This is a genomic window from Gammaproteobacteria bacterium, from assembly GCA_029862005.1.
Lineage (GTDB): Bacteria > Pseudomonadota > Gammaproteobacteria.
The window spans coordinates 93,757-113,821 of sequence record JAOTYD010000005.1 but is presented as its reverse complement, the minus strand read 5'-3'; the positions used below and the strand labels follow the sequence as shown (position 1 = coordinate 113,821).

The 20,065-nt window shown below is 54.0% G+C and carries 21 protein-coding genes; 12 read left to right on the top strand and 9 right to left on the bottom strand.

What is annotated here, in order from left to right; genetic code table 11:
* The first annotated feature begins 8 nt into the window (after window positions 1-8).
* Window positions 9-1,523 (top strand): M81 family metallopeptidase, encoded by a 1,515-nt coding sequence (locus tag OES20_05455; GenBank protein ID MDH3634134.1) that lies wholly within the window; start codon window positions 9-11, stop codon window positions 1,521-1,523.
* Here OES20_05455 and OES20_05450 read toward each other — a convergent pair.
* Window positions 1,520-4,717: a tetratricopeptide repeat protein gene (locus tag OES20_05450; GenBank protein MDH3634133.1), complete on the bottom strand. Its 3,198-nt coding sequence runs from the start codon at window positions 4,715-4,717 to the stop codon at window positions 1,520-1,522. The genes OES20_05455 and OES20_05450 overlap by 4 nt on opposite strands.
* Window positions 4,718-4,905: 188 nt before the next feature.
* On the opposite strand from OES20_05450, the gene OES20_05445 reads away from it, so the two are divergent.
* The 5 genes from OES20_05445 (at window position 4,906) to OES20_05425 (ending at window position 9,050) form a co-directional block, all read left to right on the top strand.
* A complete protein-coding gene (locus OES20_05445) occupies window positions 4,906-5,109 on the top strand; it encodes a hypothetical protein (GenBank protein ID MDH3634132.1) in 204 nt (67 codons plus the stop codon).
* Window positions 5,110-5,366: 257 nt separating this feature from the next.
* Complete coding sequence (locus OES20_05440; GenBank protein MDH3634131.1) at window positions 5,367-7,235, top strand: PhnD/SsuA/transferrin family substrate-binding protein; 1,869 nt, start codon at window positions 5,367-5,369, stop codon at window positions 7,233-7,235.
* Window positions 7,232-7,855: a response regulator gene (locus OES20_05435; protein MDH3634130.1), complete on the top strand. Its 624-nt coding sequence runs from the start codon at window positions 7,232-7,234 to the stop codon at window positions 7,853-7,855. The genes OES20_05440 and OES20_05435 overlap by 4 nt, the downstream gene beginning before the upstream one ends.
* An 88-nt stretch (window positions 7,856-7,943) precedes the next feature.
* Window positions 7,944-8,429: a DsrE family protein gene (locus OES20_05430; GenBank protein MDH3634129.1), complete on the top strand. Its 486-nt coding sequence runs from the start codon at window positions 7,944-7,946 to the stop codon at window positions 8,427-8,429.
* Window positions 8,430-8,549: 120 nt separating this feature from the next.
* Window positions 8,550-9,050: a peroxiredoxin family protein gene (locus OES20_05425; protein MDH3634128.1), complete on the top strand. Its 501-nt coding sequence runs from the start codon at window positions 8,550-8,552 to the stop codon at window positions 9,048-9,050.
* Window positions 9,051-9,059: 9 nt separating this feature from the next.
* On the opposite strand, the gene OES20_05420 is transcribed toward OES20_05425, so the two are convergent.
* The gene (locus OES20_05420; GenBank protein ID MDH3634127.1) at window positions 9,060-9,638 is read right to left on the bottom strand and encodes a LysE family translocator; all 579 of its coding nucleotides are present in this window, start codon (window positions 9,636-9,638) and stop codon (window positions 9,060-9,062) included.
* Window positions 9,639-9,833: 195 nt separating this feature from the next.
* Here OES20_05420 and OES20_05415 point away from each other — a divergent pair, with 195 nt between their 5' ends.
* From OES20_05415 to OES20_05405, 3 genes are all read left to right on the top strand, one after another.
* A complete protein-coding gene (locus OES20_05415; GenBank protein MDH3634126.1) occupies window positions 9,834-10,343 on the top strand; it encodes an NUDIX domain-containing protein in 510 nt (169 codons plus the stop codon).
* A gap of 99 nt (window positions 10,344-10,442) precedes the next feature.
* The gene (locus OES20_05410) at window positions 10,443-11,147 is read left to right on the top strand and encodes an SDR family NAD(P)-dependent oxidoreductase (GenBank protein MDH3634125.1); all 705 of its coding nucleotides are present in this window, start codon (window positions 10,443-10,445) and stop codon (window positions 11,145-11,147) included.
* Between the two features lie 40 nt (window positions 11,148-11,187).
* Complete coding sequence (locus OES20_05405; GenBank protein ID MDH3634124.1) at window positions 11,188-11,853, top strand: ureidoglycolate lyase; 666 nt, start codon at window positions 11,188-11,190, stop codon at window positions 11,851-11,853.
* Here the strand turns inward: OES20_05405 and OES20_05400 are convergent.
* Window positions 11,843-12,298: a thioesterase family protein gene (locus tag OES20_05400; GenBank protein MDH3634123.1), complete on the bottom strand. Its 456-nt coding sequence runs from the start codon at window positions 12,296-12,298 to the stop codon at window positions 11,843-11,845. The genes OES20_05405 and OES20_05400 overlap by 11 nt on opposite strands.
* A 120-nt stretch (window positions 12,299-12,418) precedes the next feature.
* Here OES20_05400 and OES20_05395 point away from each other — a divergent pair, with 120 nt between their 5' ends.
* Together OES20_05395 and OES20_05390 are read left to right on the top strand one after the other, a co-directional pair.
* On the top strand, window positions 12,419-13,345 hold the full coding sequence (locus OES20_05395) for an ABC transporter ATP-binding protein (GenBank protein ID MDH3634122.1): 927 nt from the start codon (window positions 12,419-12,421) through the stop codon (window positions 13,343-13,345).
* A complete protein-coding gene (locus tag OES20_05390) occupies window positions 13,345-14,106 on the top strand; it encodes an ABC transporter permease (protein MDH3634121.1) in 762 nt (253 codons plus the stop codon). Before OES20_05395 ends, OES20_05390 begins: the two co-directional genes overlap by 1 nt.
* A gap of 94 nt (window positions 14,107-14,200) precedes the next feature.
* On the opposite strand, the gene OES20_05385 is transcribed toward OES20_05390, so the two are convergent.
* From OES20_05385 to OES20_05375, 3 genes are all read right to left on the bottom strand, one after another.
* Entirely contained in the window at window positions 14,201-14,443 is a 243-nt protein-coding gene (locus tag OES20_05385) for a DUF1127 domain-containing protein (GenBank protein MDH3634120.1), read from the bottom strand.
* A 381-nt stretch (window positions 14,444-14,824) separates the two neighbouring features.
* Complete coding sequence (locus OES20_05380) at window positions 14,825-15,799, bottom strand: quinone oxidoreductase (protein MDH3634119.1); 975 nt, start codon at window positions 15,797-15,799, stop codon at window positions 14,825-14,827.
* A 52-nt stretch (window positions 15,800-15,851) separates the two neighbouring features.
* On the bottom strand, window positions 15,852-16,724 hold the full coding sequence (locus OES20_05375) for a DMT family transporter (GenBank protein MDH3634118.1): 873 nt from the start codon (window positions 16,722-16,724) through the stop codon (window positions 15,852-15,854).
* Window positions 16,725-16,816: 92 nt separating this feature from the next.
* Here OES20_05375 and sseA point away from each other — a divergent pair, with 92 nt between their 5' ends.
* Window positions 16,817-17,671: a 3-mercaptopyruvate sulfurtransferase gene (gene sseA / locus OES20_05370; protein MDH3634117.1), complete on the top strand. Its 855-nt coding sequence runs from the start codon at window positions 16,817-16,819 to the stop codon at window positions 17,669-17,671.
* On the opposite strand, the gene OES20_05365 is transcribed toward sseA, so the two are convergent.
* Genes OES20_05365 through OES20_05355 form a run of 3 tightly spaced genes read right to left on the bottom strand, consistent with a single transcriptional unit; the run spans window position 17,668 to window position 20,061 of the window.
* Window positions 17,668-18,366, bottom strand: a complete 699-nt coding sequence (locus tag OES20_05365; GenBank protein MDH3634116.1) for an HAD family hydrolase — start codon at window positions 18,364-18,366, stop codon at window positions 17,668-17,670. The two genes, sseA and OES20_05365, sit on opposite strands and share 4 nt — an antisense overlap.
* The gene (locus tag OES20_05360; protein ID MDH3634115.1) at window positions 18,363-19,490 is read right to left on the bottom strand and encodes a gamma-butyrobetaine dioxygenase; all 1,128 of its coding nucleotides are present in this window, start codon (window positions 19,488-19,490) and stop codon (window positions 18,363-18,365) included. Before OES20_05360 ends, OES20_05365 begins: the two co-directional genes overlap by 4 nt.
* Window position 19,491: 1 nt before the next feature.
* A complete protein-coding gene (locus OES20_05355) occupies window positions 19,492-20,061 on the bottom strand; it encodes an HD domain-containing protein (GenBank protein MDH3634114.1) in 570 nt (189 codons plus the stop codon).
* Window positions 20,062-20,065 lie beyond the last annotated feature (4 nt).

Here is a 20,065-nt window from a genome sequence, read left to right as displayed (position 1 = left end):
GGGTTCCCATGTCTGATCACAAGCTCATTGCTGTTGGTGGCTTTCAACACGAAACCAACACCTTCGCCCCGCACCTGGCGCCTTTCGAGAATTTTGAGCGCGCCGACAGCTGGCCAGGTCTGGCCGTCGGCGAGCCGTTGATCGAAGCCATGGCAGGGCTCAACATCCCGCTTTCCGGTTTTATCGAAACAGCACAGCAGGCGGGGCATCGACTGCTACCTCTGTGCTGGTGTGCGGCCGAACCCAGCAGTTACGTCACGCGCGACGCGTTTGAACGGGTCGCGGATATAATCTGCTCGGGGTTGCGCACGGGCAGGTCATTGGAAGCGGTTTACCTAGATTTACATGGGGCGATGGTCACGCAGCATTACCAGGACGGGGAGGGCGAATTGCTGCGCCGCGTGCGTGAAATCGTCGGCCCTGCAATTCCAGTCGTGATCAGTCTCGACCTGCATGCGAATGTCACCGAAGGCATGGTGGAACACAGTGATGCGATGACCATTTATCGAACCTACCCGCATCTCGATATGGCCGCCACCGGTGCTCGCGCTTTCGAATTGCTCGAGTTTTTACTTGCCGGGCATAGACTGCACAAGGCCATGCGCAAAATTCCCTTCCTGTTCCCGCTCACCTCGCAATGCACGGACTTCGAGCCCTGCCGTTCGCTCTACGGTGCGCTCGATGCGATGAGTCTGAGGACGGGGATGAGTGACGTTGATTTTGCGACCGGGTTTCCACCGGCGGATATTGCCGAATGTGGTGCCGCGGTGGTCGCCTATGGTGTCGATGAAGATACGGTCGAAGCAACCGCAGACCAGTTATATCAGCAGGTGCTCGATGCAGAGGCGGATTTTACCTTTGAAACGTTTTCAGCGGATGATGCGGTGCTGCGCGCTATGGACAATGATTCGGACAAGCCGGTGGTGCTCGCTGACGCACAGGACAATCCGGGTGCCGGTGGCACTTCGGACACGACGGGACTGCTTGCGGCGTTGGTGCGCCATGGTGCGCAACAGGCGGTGCTGGCGATGCTATATGATCCCGAAGTCTCGAATATGGCCCATGCGGCGGGTGTCGGCGCGGTACTCGAGGTTGAGCTTGGGGCCAAGAGTGGTTTCGCAGGTGTGGAACCTTATCGCGGGCAATTCGCTGTCGAAGCACTCGGCGATGGGCGATTTGATTTCACTGGCGTAATGAACCTCAATTCAATGGCTGAACTGGGCAACATGGCGTTGTTGCGGATTATTGATGATAACTCCGAGGTACGCGTTGTCGTCGGCAGTGCGCGTGCGCAGTGCCTCGACTTGGCGATGATTCGTCATCTGGGTATCGAACCGACCGAACAGAAAATCGTCGCGGTCAAGAGCACGGTACATTTTCGTGCCGACTTTGATCCAATTGCCGCCGAAACCCTGGTGGTGCTGTCACCCGGCGCGAATTATTGCAAGCTCACTGACATGAAATATCAAAACCTGCGTGGGGGCGTTCGACTCGAACCACTGGTGCCCGTGCACGGTGGTTAAACCAGGTCGAATTTTGCGAGGTTGTCGTGAAAACGCTGGCGCTGACTCTCATCGTACGAGAACGTGTGCACCAAACCTCTGCCGTTCACCGAATTGTCGAGTGCCCGAATTTCATCGGCGAGTTTTCGAGCGCCTGCCTCGTCGCCGATTTCCATCACGGCATCGATTAGATAGAAGCGGCTTAGTGGGGAGTCAGGTTCGACTTCGATGGACTGCTGATAAATCTCGATGGCTTTTTCGAGATTACCGCTACGCTGCTCGATTCCACCACTGACCAGGTAGTACCATGCGGGCCTGATCGGACACAACATGCGCATGTTGTGATCGTACTGGCGTGCCTGCTCATATTCCCCGTTGACGATGTAAGCCCACGCTGTCAGCGCGTGTACCTCGGCACTGCCGGGCTCGAGTTCGACGGCCTTGCGACAGGCCTCGATCGATTCGGCCGCCTCATGTTTCATTTGATGGATCATGCCGGACAGACTCCAGGTTTCGCCGTAGTTCGGATCCAGACTCATTGCCTGCCGGTTAGCCTTATCCGCCTGTTCGATCGGTTGGTCGATTTGATCACTCCAGCCATTGTAAGCTTCCTGCCAGTATGACCAGCCCAAAGTCACCCAGGCATAGGCATAGTTCGGATCCAGCGCGATAGCCTGCTCGGCCATCGCGCGTCCATCGAGGATATGTTGGCGGATATGCGTATCCTGCATATCGGCCGCCGTCATAACCAATTCCCATGCCTTGATACTGGTAGCACCTTTGGAGCGGTGTACCGCCTTTTCGCCATCGTCGAGATGCACTTTCATAGCAAGTGCGATTTGCCTGGTTAATTCATCCTGTACCGCGAAAAGATCATCTAGATCGCGATCGTAACGTTCGCTCCAGCAGATTTTCTCATCGGTGGCATCAATGAGTTCGGCGCTGACACGAATGCGATTACCGTTTTTGCGCACGCTGCCTTCGAGCAAGTAGCGCGCATTTTGTTCTTTCGAGATCCTGGCAATCGAAGGCTTGTCAGTTCTGTATTGCAGCGTTGAATATCGCGAGATGGTGCGCAGGTGTGGAAACTTCGACAGTGTCGAGATAATGTCGGCGGTGATACCGTCGGCGAAATGTTCTTGTTCCGGATCGCCACTCATATTTTCGAACGGCAGTACCGCGATCGAGGGTAAATCATTGCCGACACCTGGTGCGGCCAGCGTCGATAATTCCTCCTCGAGCCCAGCCGCAAGCAGGCAATCAATGATGCCCTGGTTGATTTCGGAATCCCTAAATGGGGCGTTATTCATGGTGTAGCGCATCCAGTCATCGCTATCTTGTGGTAACGTCAACATCGACTCGCGGCAGTTTCGCAGAAATAGCCGTAGTGCCTTGCGAGCCTGCTCCATTCGACCCAGTTTTACATTAGCCGTTACTGTATAAATTGTGATGAAACCGGGCGCATTACCAAGTTTTGTAATTATGTCGAGTGCATCGCTGTAGTGCCCACAGTGATATAATGACTCAGCAATATTCCACTTGATCCAGGGCTGATAAGGATCGAGTTCATATCCTAGTTCGGCGGTTTTCAATGCATTTTCGAAGTCGCCCTGCATTATCTGATTAAATGATTTTTGCGCCAGGGCATTGGCGTCGTTGGGATTATTTTTCAGGGTCTTTTCGATTTGGTGCTCAGCTTCATCGTATTCCCGTGAAACCGTCAGATATTCGGCGTAAGCCAGCTGTACGTATCCCAGCTCCGGAGCCATCGTGTGAGCCTTGCGAGCATGTACACCAGCCAGATCGAAGCAGGGTTCGTAATCCTCGACCCAGCGTTCCATCCAGGTCATTGCGTAGCAGAAACACAGGGTTGCGTGTGCGCGAATGTTATCCGGATCAATTGCCAGGCACTGGTTCAGCTTATCGATCGCGATGGCCATGTCCTGCCGGTTAAATTTGTTGCAGTGAAAGATGCCGCTTAGCAACAGGTCGTAGGCCTGTTGTCCCGCCGCGCTTTTGCCGATGGCGATTCGTTGTAGGTCAGACTCGATCTGGCCGGTGACCGTGGCGGCGATGCTGCGGCTCAACTCTTCTTCGAGATCGAACAGGTTATCGATTTCGGCATCGTAACGCTTACCCCAGACCTGGTTGCCGGAAGCGGCTTCGATTAACTGCACTGTGATGCGAATCCGTTCTAATGACTTGCGAATGTTTCCCTCGACGATGTAATCGACCCCGAGCTCTTGCGATATTTCGCCGAGGCTCTTGATTTGTTGTTTGAAGGCGAAGCTCGAATTTCGTGATTTGACATTGAGCCCAGGGAAAAGCGACAGGTTCAGGATGATGCTATCGGTAATGCCGTCGCTGAAGTATTCCTGTTCCGGGTCTCCCGACAGGTTGTCGAATGGCAGCACCGCGATACTGTGTTCGGTTGACGCGGTTGAATCAACCGGTGGTTTCGGGACTGGCACGGGTGCTGCACTGGCCTCTCCGCCGGCGATCTGATCGCGCAATTCAACCGTCGCAATCTCGGGTTCAACATTCAGTTCCTTGCGCAAGGTGTCGCTGCAGCGACGGAACGCCATCAGTGCGTGATTGCGATCGCCATGTTCGTAGTAACTGCGCATCAGTAAACGCCAGCCTAATTCGCCGAGCGGGTCCTGCTTGACCAGGCGCTCGGTGGATTTGATTGCGTTACCGAAATCGTGGCTGAGCAGTTGGGTTTGGGCCAGCTCCGACAGGATCTCGATAAACTGGCGCTTGAAGCGGCCACGTTCGCTGGCGAGCCATTCCTGGCATGACGCATCGCGGATTGATATGCCCTCGAGAAACTCCCCCTGGTAGAGACCGGCCGCGGTGATCAGGGATTCGTAGTCACCCTCACCGGCGAGACGTTCGAACTCGTGCACGTCGATATCGATCAATTCGGGTATCAGGCTGACCGTGGTGCGATCGACCTGCAGCACCATGTCGGCCACGTCGCCAAGCGATTTTCTGATCGTACTCAGGCATTGGCGCAGCGAGTTGCGCGCCTGTTCTTCGCTGCGATCGCTCCACAGCAGGTTGATCAGGCGTTCGCGCGGGTGACGTAATCCGGGGGTCAGGGCGAGATAGGCCAACAGGACTTCGGCCTTGCGCATCGACAACGAAATTCGCGTGCCTGATGGCAGCAAACATTCGAATTGGCCCAGCAATATGAGTTCCAACTTCGACATCAGGCTTCCCCGGAAGCGAATTTCAGAATATTAATTGATTAAAATACGTTTAAAATCAGTTAGTTATAAAATTTAATGATTATTTAATGATTATTTTGGGTTATTTAACGCGATTCGGCAAGGGATTTAACGATGCCTGACGAGAATGGCAACTGTCGAAACCACAAACACGCAACGAGGCACCCGAAATGAGAAAAGTAAAAAACAACATCCATACCAACAATCCCGCCGTTATGTTTGCCGAGGGTCTGGAAAGCCTGATCAGTGATCCAATGTTCAGCCCTTCACGACATGACACTGATGAATTGCAGGCAACGCGACGTGCTGCCACGAAGCCGGATTCCCGGGGTAACCTGTTTAACATCTTGTTGCGCCAGTTCGCGAAACTCTGAATAACAGATAAAAAAGAGGCGGCAGGAAACTTTCCGAAAAGTTTCCTGACGCCTCTTTTTTTTTGCTGGATAGGTTTGCCAATTTTAAAGCTAAGCATGTATCGTATGTTTCTGACTGTTTGAAGTTGTTGTTTTCGATACGAAGATGTTGAGGCCTGTCCATTGTTTGGTCAGTTTGAGTAAAAACCCACTAAGGCAAAGGGGGTGGCTGGATCCAATTCTCAAGACGAATAATCGCTGCCTTCAGGACTCGTCGATTGGCAGCTTGTCTCGGTCTGGTATGTCTGTTTGCCGGGAGCGCCTGGCCGATTGCCACGTTCGCACAGGCGGAACTGACAATTGGCGTGCTTGCGTTTCGCGGCGAGCAGGATGCACTCGAGCGCTGGTTTCCGACTGCCGAATATCTGAGTTCGAGCATGGCCGAATATCAGTTCAAGATAGTCCCATTGAGCCTCGAAGGCATGCGCTCTCATGTCGAACAGGACAAGCTTGATTTTGTGCTGACCAACACCGGCAATTACGTGGTACTCGAGAATGCGTTCGGCATATCTCGTCTGGCTACCCTGAAAGTGCGTCACCTGGGCCAGGATTTCACCCAGTTCGGTGCGGTAATCTTCACTCGTCGCGATCACCCGGAACTGAACCGAATCGAGGATTTGGCGGACCATACCATGATGGCAGTTAGCCGGAACGCATTTGGCGGATTCCAGATGGCCTGGCGCGAAATGATCGAGGTCGGGGTCGATCCGTTTGCGGATCTCGAGCGTCTCAGGTTTATCGGGTTTCCACAGGACGAAATCGTTTACTCGGTGATCGCAAGCAGGGTCGACGCCGGCACCGTGCGTAGCGGTACGCTAGAGCGTATGGCTGTCGAAGGGCTGATCGATATCGACAGTATCAAGGTGCTCGGTGCAAGGGATAGCGACACTTTCCCGTTTCTGCACAGTACCCGGCTTTATCCCGAGTGGCCATTCGCCAAGGCACGCAAAACGCCCGAAAAGCTCGCGCAACGCGTCGCGATCGCGCTGCTGCAGCTGCAACCGGATAACGCTGCCGCCGCCAGTGCCTTCGCCGCGGGCTGGACCATTCCGCTCGATTACGGCCCGGTGCACGAACTGTTTCGTCAGCTCGAAATCGCCCCCTATGCCTACCTGGGTAAACCGAGTCTCACCCTGGTCTGGCGGGAGTACAAGGGCTGGATCATATTCAGCCTGGCAATGATGTTGCTGTTAATGGTGATGCTGGCTCTGATCGGCCGCGCCAATCGGCGCATCTCCCAGTCCGAACTGAAGTTCCGCGCGGAAGCCAATCAGCGCAGGCAGGCCCAGGAACTGCTGGCAAAACATAAGGACGAACTCGAAGCTAGGGTCGCTGAACGTACGGCGGAGCTGGCCGAAATCAATCGGCTGGCCCAGGAAAACCAGGCCCAGCTGGCGCATATCTCCCGATTCAACACCATGGGCGAGATGGCTACCGGAATTGCGCATGAACTCAACCAGCCGCTGACAGCAATTCTGAACTACAGCAACGGCAGCCTGCGCTTGCTGCAAAAGCGGGGTAATGGCGATACCGAGTTGCACGAGGCCATCGTCAACATCGGTAACGATGCACGCCGGGCCGCCGACATTATTAAAGGCCTGCGCGAGTTCATTAAACGCGGCGAGCACAAGCACGAGCACTTTAATCTGCGCAACTGCATCGATTCCGCGGTTGAGCTGCTGCACCCCCGCCTGGATCAGTACGGCATCGAGGTCAGGTTTAACTGCGCCGATGATGTTATCGATATTGTCGCTGACCGGGTGCAGATCGAGCAGGTCGTCGTTAACTTGCTGGTTAACGCTGTCGACGCCGTTGGCGCTGTCGATCAGCCGGCAAGGGAAATCGGGATAGACGTCGTCAGCACCGGTTCGGGGGCCGTGGCCGTGGCGGTAAGCGATAACGGCGAGGGATTGCCCGCAGACGTGATAGAACATCTGTTTGATCCGTTTTTTACAACCAAGTCCGAAGGCATGGGTATGGGGCTTTCGATCAGTCGCTCGATCGTCGAAGCGCATGGCGGTACGATCGAATACCTGGTCGACGAGGCGCAACGTCCGACCTTCCGCTTCACACTGCCGATAACATGACAGCGGAAGATCAAAACGAGGTGGTCTATGTGGTCGATGACGACCCATCCGCACGCGAATCCCTGTGTTGGTTGCTCGGCACCGAGGGTATCGCGTCACAGGCTTTCGCATCGGCCCAGGCGTTTCTCGAATTCTGGAGCAGCGACTGCAACGGCTGCATTATGGTCGATATTCGCATGCCCGGAAAAAGCGGACTGCAGCTCCAGGAAGAACTCAATGCCAGGCATAACCTGATGCCCGTTATCGTGTTGACCGGCCATGCCGATGTCCCGGTCGCTATCAGGGCCATGAAACAGGGGGCTTATGATTTCCTGGAAAAACCTTATGCCGACGAGGAATTGCTGGCCTGCGTCAAAACCGCGCTCGAGCTGGGTCGCGAAATCAGTGATGCAGAGATTGAAAAAACCAGGGCGGCTAACGCGCTGGAAAATCTCACCGAGCGTGAGCGTGAAGTCATGTGCCTGGTGGTCGAAGGCAATACTAACAAGGCCGTGGCGGCTCAGCTAGGAATCTCCGAAAAGACCGTGGAAATTCACCGCGCCCGGGTTATGGAAAAGACCGCGGCCAGGTCGCTTTCCGAACTGGTCCGTATCTGCCTGATATTAAAGGATAAACTTTGAACTTAGTGGCATAGGGGAATTCCCTGATTATAATTATTAGGTGGTTGGCATAAGCTTAGAAGCATTCTAACGTGCGAGGAGGAAAAGTATGAAAGCGATTACAAAACTGGTGATAGCGACGCTGCTGGTTTCAAGCTACTGGGTAGCAGGGCAGGCGATAGCCGCAGAAGGCTATGGCAAGCAAAAAGTTGTTTATCACATCAACTACGATAATCCGAAGCAGCAAGCAGGCGCATTGCGCAACATTCAAAACCATATCAACGCGGTCGGCGCCGAAAATCTCGATCTCAAGGTTGTACTGCATGGCAATGGGTTGGCATTGCTGCTCGAGCCTGAAGCACTGGACAAGCTGAAAAAATTCAAGAACGCCAATGCCGACGAAAAAATGACCGCAAAGGTAACTGATTTGAAAGGACAGGGCGTCGACTTTCACGTCTGTGCCAACACGGTACGCGGTCGCAAGGTCGACTATGAAACCGACCTCTACGACGTTTCGAGTGAAGATATCGTTCCCAGTGGCGTTGCCGAAGTGGCCAAGCTGCAGGCGATGGGATACTCATATATCAAACCCTAGCGATCTACCCTGTAGGAGCAATGTAATCTATCTGCCGGTGAACAGTGAAATCTGCGCACCGGCAGTTATCTCATAGACATTTAAGCGATTAGCTTAAAATTCGCTTGTCTGACCTTGAAGATGACCAAATCAAGCTCGATTTTATCAATTCTCCTGTTGCTGGTGTTTGCTACGCCTGCCTTATCCAGTTCACCGCTGTTTCAGAACCTGAAATCCGGTGCTTTTGAAACCATCGAGAACCATAGCCAGCAAGGCAAGTGGCTGATCGTCATGATATGGGCGCATGATTGCGAGATCTGCGAGCGTGAAGTGGATGATTATCAGCGGTTCCACCAAAAACATGCAGACAAAAATGCCACGGTGCTCGGTGTTACCCTCGATGGAGCCGAGCGGCAGCAAGCCGCGGTTGATTTTGTGACCCGTCACCAGCTGAATTTCGTAAACCTGATTGCGGAGCCTGAGGTAGTAACGGCCTATTATCAGATTACTACCGGCAGCCAATGGATCGGCACACCCAGTTTCCTGATTTTCGGACCTGATGGAGAATTGAAGGCCAAGCAGGCCGGTGCGGTAGAGACGGGCGTCGTCGAGGCATTCATAGCCGCGAGCACAAGCAACTAGAATTGAGTCTTACGGATTTCCGGCTGCCATCTCCCAGACCACTGGCAGGATCGAAGCGATCAGCAACAGCGCCATGATGATATTAAAAATCCGCAGGTGACCGGGATCTTTCAGAAAGCGTTGCAACCCGGCACCGAACACCAGCCAGACGCCCGCACAGGGTATCGTGATCAACAGGAAAGTCAGGCAGATTATCAGTACCTGGATGAAATAGTTGTCATCCAGCGTGGTATAGGCGGCAAGCGCACTGCTACCCATGATCCAGGCCTTCGGATTGACCCATTGGAACGCGGCTGCCTGCCAGAAGTTAATCGGCTTTGACTGGCTGATTTCACCGCCAGCCGTGCGGGTGGTTGCAATTTTCCAGGCCAGGTAAAGCAGGTAAACGATACCCACCATCCTAATCAGTTCATGCAGAATCGGGTAAAGCTGGAACAGGGTTCCGAAGCCCAGTCCGATCAGCGCCAGCATGACCGGAAAACCGATGCAGATGCCGAGTAAATGCGGCACACCGCGACGCACGCCGAAATTAAGCCCCGTCGTGGTTAGCATCACGTTGTTGGGCCCGGGCGTGACGGCCGCAATCACCCCGAATATCACAAACGAAACAAATAGTTCCGGCTCGATGCGTTTCTCCTGAAATCAGACTTTGCCTGGTGTTATTCCGCGACATGAATGTGCGCGATCATGCTGAATGATTCACCATTGCCCGGGTAAAGGCAATTCGATTTTCCGATCATTCGGGATAGACTTCGCGATACCTGGAGCCCCTGGAGAAAAATCGTGTCCGTCAGCCATGAACTGCTCGATGTCGTCGATGAAAACGACAATATCATCGCCGTCAAGACCCGCGGCGAAATTCACGCCGAGTGCCTGATGCACCGCGCGGTGCACATCCTGGTTTTTAACAGTGCCGGGGAACTGTTTCTGCAGAAACGTTCGCTGAGCAAGGACGAGCAACCGGGCAAGTGGGATTCTTCGGCCGCGGGGCATGTCGACAGTGGTGAGAGTTACGACGACTGCGCGCGACGAGAGATCGAAGAGGAGTTGGGAATAAAGGTCGGGCGGCCGCTTGAATCATTGTTCAAATTGCAGGCTTCGGAACTCACCGGCTACGAGCACTGCATGGTCTATCGTTACCAACACGATGGACCGATGGTGCTGCACCCGGAAGAGATTGACGATGGCAACTGGATCAGCGAGTCTGCAATGGATCAGCGGGTTGCAAGCGAAGATCCGGACCTTACCGCATCAGTCTGCCTGATATGGACGGAATATCGAGCATTGCGTTAAAGGATCGCCGTGAACGGGTCGCATGCAAATTAGGCTATACAAATCGGTGTGCGGGCGTTTTAATGAGGCCTCGGCAACTATGGATCAAGGGGTGGTGAAATGTCAAAAATTGCTTTAATCGTTGGTGCTGGCAGTGGCAACAGTGCGGCGTTCGCGCGCGCGCTGGCAGCTGAGGATTACAAGGTCGGGCTGGCAGCGCGAAATATCGCCAAGCTCGATGCACTGTGTGCAAAGATCGGTGCGCATGCCATCACCTGTGACGCGACATCGGTCGACTCGGTGCGGGAGTTATTTGATTCGATGCAGCAGGCGGTGGGCACGCCCGATGTTGTGCTCTACAACGCGAGCGCCTATACCGCGGGGCCCATTACAAACCTCGATCCAGAACTGGTACTGGATTCGCTAATGCAGACCGCCTATGGCGCTTTCCTGGTTGCGCAACAGGCAGCTATCGGCATGAAGCAACTTGGTGGTGGCGCGCTGTTCTTTACCGGTGCGACCGCGAGCATCAAGGGTTTTCCTAATTTTGCGCCCTTTGCGATGGGCAAGTTTGCGCTGCGCGGCCTGGCGCAAAGCCTGGCGCGCGAACTGGGTCCGGAGAATATTCACGTAGCCCATTTCATTATCGATGGCGGCATCGCGGCCCCGGGACGGGATTTGACGGACGCCGATGCTGGCAGTAATGAGAACGATGCCGAGCTCGAACCCGATGCGATCGCGCAAACCTACATAGCGGTATTGAACCAGCACCGAAGTGCGTGGACGCATGAACTCGATCTGCGTCCCTGGGTCGAGAATTTTTAAAAGTACGTTTTCGCTTGCGGATTTGAAGGAAATCTTAGCCATGAATCAAGTAGCTGAACCGATCGATTACCTGTCTCCCGATGTCCCGGGACAATTACCCTGGTACGATGTGCCACTTGTCGTGGCTGACGATGAATCGGTCAAGGGATTTGGTTGCCTGGTTGACGATCCGGATAACTTCGATATCGAAATCGTGCAATGGCCGGCCCAGGGCTGGCGACCGGTGGATGCCGGTACCGGCGACGAGGCCGGTACCGTTGAAGGCATCTTCCATAGCGAATGGCATGGGCAAGTATTACGCGCGAAAAACGACGCGGTTAACGGCGACTACATTCTCGGTTGGTCGACCAACCCGGAAACTGCCAGCGAAGATACCGAGCAGGACCCGAAGCGGGTAATACTGTGGCACATGAATTACCATCCCGACGGGGGACAGTTGTTCTACCCCCTGGACAACCAACCCTTTGTCGTGCCGTTGGCAATGCCGGGAGACGATCTTGCGCTCGAGGATATTGTCGCCCTGTGGTGCGACGGCAGCCGGGGTTTGTACATACACCCGGGTATCTGGCACGACGGCGTATTTGCGTCGACACGCGGACAGTCGTTTCGCGATCGCCAGGGCAGGGTGCATGCGCGCGTGAGCTGTAACATCGCCCAGGAATTCGGGGTTTTTCTAAACGTGCCGCTGCAGCCTGCTATTTCTTGACCAGGCTTATCTGGCGACCAACCCAGTCGGGTAGCGTCCCAACTTCGGCCGCCTTCAACTCTGCCTGGATCGCTTCGGGCATCTCCATAGTGCGGTCTTCACGCGTGTTGAAATGCAGGGTCATGAATTCCGCGGTGGCACAGAGTTCGTCATTGACCAGCATTTGATGGGCAAACCAGATTTTCTTGGCATCGCTGCCAAGCATCAGGGTTTCAATATCCAGCGTCGAGCCAGCGCGAACGTCGCTCAAATAACGCAAATGAGTTTCGACGGTATATATCGCGCAGCCGGTCGTGTCGAAATAGTCTGTGCCGATGCCGAAATGATCCTGCATAATCCAGGTTGTATTGCTGAACGGAACCAGGTAATAGGCTTCGTTGAGGTGCCCGTAGTGGTCGAGCCAGCTGTCCTGCACCGGCTCTGAGTGAAACCTGAATGTCTTCATTAGCGTTCCCTGGTCGTCTTGCACCGCAGTATAGATTTTTCAAAGCCGTGTTGAAAGCAGGTCTACCGGTGCCTGTATATTCTGATATTCATGATCGGGATCTGATAGTAGAATCGCGCGATGCAAAATTCCATAGTCAATATTAAAGCCCTGTCCAAGGTATATCAAAGTGGGCACCAGGCGCTGAGTGCGGTTGATCTCGAAATCAATGAAGGTGAAATTCTGGCTTTGCTGGGCCCTAACGGAGCCGGCAAGACCACGCTGATTTCGATCATCTGTGGCATTGTCTCGCCGAGTACAGGTTCGGTAACTGTAGCGGGCCACGATATAGTCACCGATTATCGGGTTACTCGCGACCTGATCGGCCTGGTTCCACAGGAACTGACCCTGGGCGCCTTTGATACGGTCTGGAATACGGTCAATTTTAGCCGGGGCCTGTTTGGCAAAAAACCTGATCCTGCCTACCTCGAGCAATTGCTCAAGGACCTGTCACTGTGGGACAAAAAGAACAGCGAGCTGCGAGAACTTTCGGGTGGTATGAAGCGTCGCGTTTTGATTGCCAAGGCTTTGTCACATGAACCGCGTATCCTGTTTCTTGACGAACCCACCGCCGGTGTCGATGTCGAGTTGCGCAAGGATATGTGGAAAATGGTACGAAGCTTGAACGATTCCGGCGTTACGATCATATTAACCACGCACTATATCGAAGAGGCAGAGGAGATTGCCGACCGAGTTGGCATCATCAATGATGGAAAACTGCTTCTGGTTGACGACAAGCAATGCCTGATGCAAAAACTGGGTAAGAAAACTCTGCTGATCGAACTCAAGCAGTCGATCGATCGGGTTCCCGATGCGCTCGGGGCCTATAACCTGGAGCCTTCGGAAGATGGGAGTCAATTGACCTATACCTACGATCCCGACGTGGAAAGAACCGGAATAACTGCCTTGTTGCAGAGCCTGAACGAGGTCGGAATATCGTTAAAGGATTTGCAAACAAGCGAGAGCTCACTGGAGGAAATATTTGTCAGATTGGTGAATTCGCGATGATCAATCTCCAGGCGATCAAGGTAATTTACAAGTACGAAATGTTGCGAGCCTGGCACACGTTGTTGCAAACCATTGCTTCACCGGTGATATCTACCTCGCTTTACTTCGTGGTATTCGGCGCTGCGATCGGCTCGCGAATCGAAGAAATAGACGGCGTATCTTATGGTGTCTTTATTGTCCCGGGACTGGTAATGCTGTCGCTGCTGACGCAAAGTATTTCTAACGCATCGTTTGGCATCTTTTTCCCGAAATTTAACGGTACGATCTACGAGGTCATGTCCGCCCCCATATCCTTTGTTGAAATTGTAGTGGGTTATGTCGGGGCAGCGGCGAGTAAATCGTTGATACTCGGAACGATTATTTTGATTACCGCGAATCTGTTTGTGGACCTGAACATTGCCCATCCGTTCGTGATGGTGCTGTTCCTGGTGCTGACCTGCATTTCTTTCGCGTTGTTTGGCTTCATTATCGGGCTGTGGGCTACTAATTTTGAAAAGTTGCAGCTGATCCCGATGCTGGTCATCACGCCACTGGTGTTTCTCGGGGGGAGTTTTTACTCGGTCAGTATGCTGCCACCGGTATGGCAAACGGTTACGCTTTTCAACCCGGTGCTGTACCTGATCAGCGGGTTTCGCTGGAGTTTCTTTGAAGTCGCAGACGTCAGTGTAGCGGTAAGCCTGGCCATGATCAGCCTGTTCCTGGTGGCTTGCCTGATTTTAGTATGGTGGATGTTTAAAACCGGGTATCGGCTGAAACAGTGAGTTCCGCTTTAGACGGGAGGGTTTGGATTCAATATACAGTGAGCCCGTATAAAACAACCGGTGTGGGTCTTGTGACCCACACCGGGATAACTTTCTATTTCTGCCAGAAGAATTTAGCAGCTTCGTTAGCAACGTCACCAGGAGTCAGGCCGATATCGTCCAGCATGTGCGGACCCATCTGCAACAGCATGCGACGTTCCTGGGAACGACGTATCCAGGTCTGAACCAGTTTGCCTACTGTGACTCCGAATGCTTCGACACGCTCAATGGCGGCGAAAGTCAATGCGGAGATGTCCATATCGTCGATCAGGTGGAATTGCTTTGCTTTTGTGTTCATGGTGTTGCTCCTTTAATAAGACTGAGGGGCACATGCCCCGCAGTGCTGTTAATCAATGAGGGGTATTATAGATAGCAGCGCAAGTAGTAACAGATTCAGTTTAATTGAAAAGTGTACATAACAGTTTACCATAACAATAATTGCCCAATTGACGACCTATGAACTAGTTCACAGGCAAACTGTGGGGTCTATCACGACGCTATATTGACGGTTTTGAAGATTTCTTAAAATATGCTTATAAGCAACTGATTTATAAATAAATAAGCATCAAAAAATGTGCATTCATCGGGATCTGATAAAGCTCGATTCAGGCAGCCTTTGTGGCCGTTTGGGCGAGACTGTCAGTTATTCTATAAACTGTACTGGTCGAACAGTTTTTGTCTATATTTTTAGTATGGTAGAACCGGTGGTTTCACGAGCTTCGAGCTGACGATGTGCTTCGGCACAGTCGGCCAGGGCCAGGGTTTGATTGATGCTGATCTTGACCTGACCGCTCTCGACCGCGTCAAACAGGCGCTGGGCGCCTTCTTCGAGCAGGGCGCGGTTCGAGATATGCGTTGCCAGCGTGGGTCGGGTTACGTAGAGCGAGCCCTTGCTGGCAAGAATCTGTGGGCTGAAAGGATCGACTGGGCCGCTCGCGTTGCCATAAGTCGCGAGCACGCCGAAGGGGCGCAACGAATCCAACGATGCGTCGAAGGTGGCTTTACCGATTGAGTCATATGCTGCTGCAACCCCCACACCTGCCGTGATTTCCCGAACCCGTGACGGAATGTCTTCCTCGCGATAAAGAATGGTATGGTGACAACCATGATCGCGTGCGAGTTGAGCCTTTTCTTCCGATCCAACGCAACCGATGACGTTGGCGCCCAGTCGATTCGCCCATTGACACAGTATCTGGCCGACGCCGCCGGCGGCCGCGTATACGAGTATGCTGTCCCCGGCCTGTACCGGGTAGGTTCTGAACAGCAGGTAATGCGCGGTCAATCCTTTGAGCATCATCGCGGCAGCGGTTTCGTCGCTGATCGAATCCGGAATTCTGACCAGCTTGTCGGTATCGATCAGGCGAGCCTCGGCATAGGCCCCGAGGGTCATTGGATAAGCGACCCGGTCCCCGATGGCGAAGCCATCGACGCCTTCTCCCACCGATTCAACGACACCCGAGGCCTCCATACCGATTACGGCGGGCAGATCGCCAACCGGGTACATGCCACTGCGGCCATAAACATCGATATAATTCAAGCCACAAGCCGATTGCCGTAGGCGCACCTGGCCCTGGCCGGGAGCGCCGACTTCGACGTCTTCCCAGGTTAGCACTTCCGGGCCGCCGGTCTGGTGAATTGTAATTGCTTTGCTCATATCGGAATCTCCGCTGAAATTAATGTGACATTGCCTGAATCTAGCCGGCGGTTCAAGTCGGGGCAGGTTTATATCGCAGCGAAAGGATAATTGTCGAAAGCACCAGGACCGCGCCGCAGGCTTGCAGAATGCTGAGGGTTTCGCTCAGCACGAGGTAAGCCAGCACTATTGATACCACTGGCTCGAGGTTAAGCAGGAATGCGGCACGCGCAGCCGGTAAACGTGCCAGTGCCTGGAACTGGCTAAGGATCGCAATCAGGTACAACAGGGTAGCCGTGGCAAGCGCGATCAATGCCTGCCGTGAATCGGGCAGAACGAGCCTACCCGCCACCAGTGGTATGATCAGGATCAGACCGATCGTGTTAATCCAGAAGGTCATCAGCAGGGGGGACGTGGCGGGCGCGACCCGCGCACCACAGATAAAAGTGAAGGCCGCACCGCAGCTGGCCAAGATGGCAAACAGAATGCCATTCACGTCAACACTGATTTCGCCACCGGATAAAGCCAGGTATAGACCCAGGAATGCGCCCAAAAACAGGGTGATCAGCGGCACCGATGCCACGAGTTGGCGACTGGCAATCGAGTAGGCCAACACCAATAAGGGGTAGAAGTAAAAAATGAGTACTGCGATGCTGACCGAGATGGTCTCAACCGCGACCAGGTAGCAAATCATCCCGCCGGACCAGAAAATTCCGAGCGCGATCAAAGATTTGCGTAGCCCAGGATCTACCCTGAACCTGTCTTGCCTGATCAGGATAAGCAGGCCGAAAACCAGGGTCGATGCCAGGGCTCGCATCAACATCAACGTCAATGCATTGCCGCCATCGGCATAAAAGATTTTGGCGAGCGTGGTGATTGCGCCCAGACCGCAGGCGGTGAGCAGCGCGAAAAGTACGCCGCTGTTGCGCTTGGAGAGATCGAACATAGCGCCTCACTATAGCGGCAGAGTTTGTGGCTTGCCAGTTGCCGAGCAATTGGATATGTTGCGTGCGATTAGGGTTAATAGATAACTTGATTATGGCATTGAAACTACCCGATTCCTTGGTTAGCGTTGACTGGTTGAGACAGCATCTCGACGCGGCAGAATTAATTGTTTTTGACGCCAGCTGGCACATGCCGGCGACCAGACGCGATGGTTTCAAGGAGTGGCAACAGAAACATATTCGCGGGGCAAGATTTTTCGATTTCGATCAAAAAATCTGCGCGCCCGATTCCGATCTGCCTCACATGATGCCGAATGAAGCGATTTTTACCCGCGAGCTGCAGGCACTGGGGCTAAACCAGGACAGCGTGGTTGTTGTTTACGACACGATGGGCATGTTTTCAAGTCCGCGCGGATGGTGGATGCTGCGCGCGATGGGTTGCGAAAACGTGGCCTTGCTGGATGGTGGACTGGTTGCCTGGGACCAGGCCGAGTATCCGATCGAGAGTACGACCGTTGTTCCGGAATACGAGGCTGGTAATTTTGTTGCCCACATGAACCCCGAATTTATTGCTGACACGGCAGAGGTCTTGAACGCGCTCGATGATGCTTCGATGTGCGTGCTGGATGCGCGTCCCGAACCTCGTTTTAGTGGAGCCGCCGAAGAACCGCGCCCGGGTTTACGTCGCGGGCACATGCCGGGAGCGGTAAATCTTCCGTTTGCGGATGTGTTTAAACACGGACTGTTAAAGTCGAAACCGGAGCTTGAAGAAATAATATCCCCGCTGATAGCAGGCAGTCGCCGGACCATTTATACCTGTGGGTCTGGCGTTACTGCCTGCGTAATCGCGTTTGCCGCCCACTATATAGGTCTTCAGAACCTCGCCATATACGATGGTTCGTGGTGTGAATGGGGATTACCCGGCGAATTGCCGGTGGTTACTGACTAGATCGCGTCCGGTAGCGCGCTGATGTCGTCGAGAACGATATCGGCGATGGACTCAAGCTCGTCACGCGTACTGGTGCCCGTGAGTACGCCGATGCAAAGACCGACGTTCGCGTTTCTGCCCATCTCGATATCGTGGAGATTGTCGCCGACAACCACGACGGTTTCGACATCAAGCGCAAGTTGCTCGCAAAAACTAACCACCATGCCCGCCTCGGGCTTGACGCCGTGACCGCTGTCGTAGCCGGCGAGAAAGTCGAATTCGTGCAGTACGTCGAAGGATTTCAGCGTATTGATAATGCCCTGGTGGCTATCGGCAGTGGCCACGCCGAGTTTTTTGCCGGATTGCTTTAATTCCCGCAGCGTGTTGGCAAGATGTTTAACGGGGGTCGCATGCAGTGCTCCCTGGTGATGAAAGATTTCGTGCAGCCGGGAGCTGATATGTTCCACCTGGTCGGGTTTATTGATCTGATCGGCCCAGGCGCCAGCAATCTGTCGATTATTACCCGCCGCCAGCAGGCTGCCGCCGACGAAACCATTGCGCTCAGGTTGAAAGCCATGTTGCGTGAGTAACAGGTCTTCGAGGACAGCGTCACCTGCGGCGAATTCCCGGGCGGCGAAACGATAAACCGGGAGCCAGGTCCGGTTGAAATCGAGCAGCGTACCGTCCTTGTCGAAGACAATCCCACGGTATTTCATGCAATTGCTTTGAGCTTGCGCAAGCTGCTATAGAGACCATCGAGGTCGCTGTAGGCACCCTGCAAATGCCGGGTTCCACCGGCTGAATAGGCTGTGCGTGCGTGCAGGATACGCGTGTTGTCGAACAGGATCAGTTCACCGGGTTGAAGCTTGAACACAATTTGTTGCTCCCCGCGTTCGAGAATTTCGGCGAAGTGACGGTAGGCCGGGTAGAACGGCCGCATGACCGCAGGCGGTAGCCGAAGGGTATCGATCGAACGGTTGTTAAAACGCACTTTGATGACCTCGTCGAGGTCGTTAACCTCGATCAGCGGTCCCCTGGCCTGCAGATCTGCAGTACTGTCGCGAAAACGAAAGCTGACCCAGTGTTGACTCAGTAAGCCAAAATGAGCCGAGTCCTCTTCACGCAGAATTTTCGCCGCCATGAAACCATCCTGGAGGATTGATTCGCCACCCTCGGTTGAAGACTCGAGGCAGTGCAGTAACTGTAAGCCCGGTACCGGGTCGCGGTAGGGATTGTCGAGATGGCAGCCGAGCCCCAGGTTGGTATAGGCAAGGTTGCTAGGATCAACCCTGGTGCGTACCTCGAAATAAGGGCCGTAATTGGTCTCGCGTACGTAGCCGAACTGTTCGATGACCTTGAGCAGCTGGCCCGGTTCGCAGGGCACCCCGTCAAGCAGCACGAACCCGTAGTCCCGGACGATCTGCAGTGCCGCGAGCCTGCTTTTGGGCTGTTCGCAAAAGTTGGCGAAGGAGTAGCGCGGTAAACCCTGCTCGAATGATGTACCCGACCAGAGAATTTTGCCCACTTCGCTGCGATCATCACTCTGTCGATTCAGGCAGTAACAATTGTCGTACAGCCAGTCGAGGTCGAACTCCGAGCAGTGACCGTCGGGCGCGAAATGCACGATTAAATGCCTGTCCTCCAGCGTCACCGTCTCTATCTTAAGGTCCCACGGTATATCGGTTATATTCAGCAGGCGCTGGCCATTGTCCGGATTGAGGCTATCTGGCATCTGACAGTGGTCGCGTAGCCAGATTGCCTGCAACTGGCTCTCGCTGGTATCCTCCCAGACGATCGTCAGTTCGTCGGCATTGTAGGAAAATAACTCGATCTGGTTCATTTCAACCTGATAACAGCGACTCGAGCCTCGTGCGATACTCGGTCACCGGCTTGATCTCCAGGCCGGCAACCTTGCCATCGTCATCGTACAGTCGAAGCTGAACCGCGTCCTTGTGGAAGGGATTGGCTTCAAAGGTTTCAATCTCTGCAGGACTCATCGGGCCACCCTGGACCTTGAGCGAATTGACAGAGGCGTCCGAAAGCTGACCGAGGTACCCGGCATCGGTTGCACATAGATAGCGCTTGGCGGGCACGTGCAAACGTATGGGCTCTGTCACCGACGGGGGGAAGTAGGGCTTGAGATAGTCTGCCCCGGCTTCCTCGTGATTGTTGTCGATGCCGTTTTCCAGGGCCTCTATCGGATGTTCGCCGATAAAGTGTCCGATGTCGTGCAGCAGTGCGGCGACGACGAGACTGTCCGGGGCATCATCGGCGACTGCACAGGCCGCGCTTTGTTCCATGTGTTGTGACATCGTGACGGCCTCACCCATGTACTCCTGTGCGCCACGCTGGGCAAACAGATTCAGAATGAAGTCGATGATCGGGACATATTTTTGATCCGGGGTAGCCAATGAC

Bases quoted from the DNA above. Each gene is read 5' to 3' on its own strand.
- OES20_05410 (MDH3634125.1), top strand. From the start codon at position 10,443: ATGTCAAAAATTGCTTTAATCGTTGGTGCTGGCAGTGGCAACAGTGCG.
- sseA (MDH3634117.1), top strand. From the start codon at position 16,817: ATGGCATTGAAACTACCCGATTCCTTGGTTAGCGTTGACTGGTTGAGA.
- OES20_05430 (MDH3634129.1), top strand. From the start codon at position 7,944: ATGAAAGCGATTACAAAACTGGTGATAGCGACGCTGCTGGTTTCAAGC.
- OES20_05435 (MDH3634130.1), top strand. From the start codon at position 7,232: ATGACAGCGGAAGATCAAAACGAGGTGGTCTATGTGGTCGATGACGAC.
- OES20_05445 (MDH3634132.1), top strand. From the start codon at position 4,906: ATGAGAAAAGTAAAAAACAACATCCATACCAACAATCCCGCCGTTATG.
- OES20_05380 (MDH3634119.1), bottom strand. From the start codon at position 15,799: ATGAGCAAAGCAATTACAATTCACCAGACCGGCGGCCCGGAAGTGCTA.
- OES20_05400 (MDH3634123.1), bottom strand. From the start codon at position 12,298: ATGAAGACATTCAGGTTTCACTCAGAGCCGGTGCAGGACAGCTGGCTC.
- OES20_05425 (MDH3634128.1), top strand. From the start codon at position 8,550: ATGACCAAATCAAGCTCGATTTTATCAATTCTCCTGTTGCTGGTGTTT.
- OES20_05385 (MDH3634120.1), bottom strand. From the start codon at position 14,443: ATGAACACAAAAGCAAAGCAATTCCACCTGATCGACGATATGGACATC.
- OES20_05455 (MDH3634134.1), top strand. From the start codon at position 9: ATGTCTGATCACAAGCTCATTGCTGTTGGTGGCTTTCAACACGAAACC.
- OES20_05360 (MDH3634115.1), bottom strand. From the start codon at position 19,490: ATGAACCAGATCGAGTTATTTTCCTACAATGCCGACGAACTGACGATC.
- OES20_05395 (MDH3634122.1), top strand. From the start codon at position 12,419: ATGCAAAATTCCATAGTCAATATTAAAGCCCTGTCCAAGGTATATCAA.
- OES20_05405 (MDH3634124.1), top strand. From the start codon at position 11,188: ATGAATCAAGTAGCTGAACCGATCGATTACCTGTCTCCCGATGTCCCG.
- OES20_05450 (MDH3634133.1), bottom strand. From the start codon at position 4,717: ATGTCGAAGTTGGAACTCATATTGCTGGGCCAATTCGAATGTTTGCTG.
- OES20_05375 (MDH3634118.1), bottom strand. From the start codon at position 16,724: ATGTTCGATCTCTCCAAGCGCAACAGCGGCGTACTTTTCGCGCTGCTC.
- OES20_05365 (MDH3634116.1), bottom strand. From the start codon at position 18,366: ATGAAATACCGTGGGATTGTCTTCGACAAGGACGGTACGCTGCTCGAT.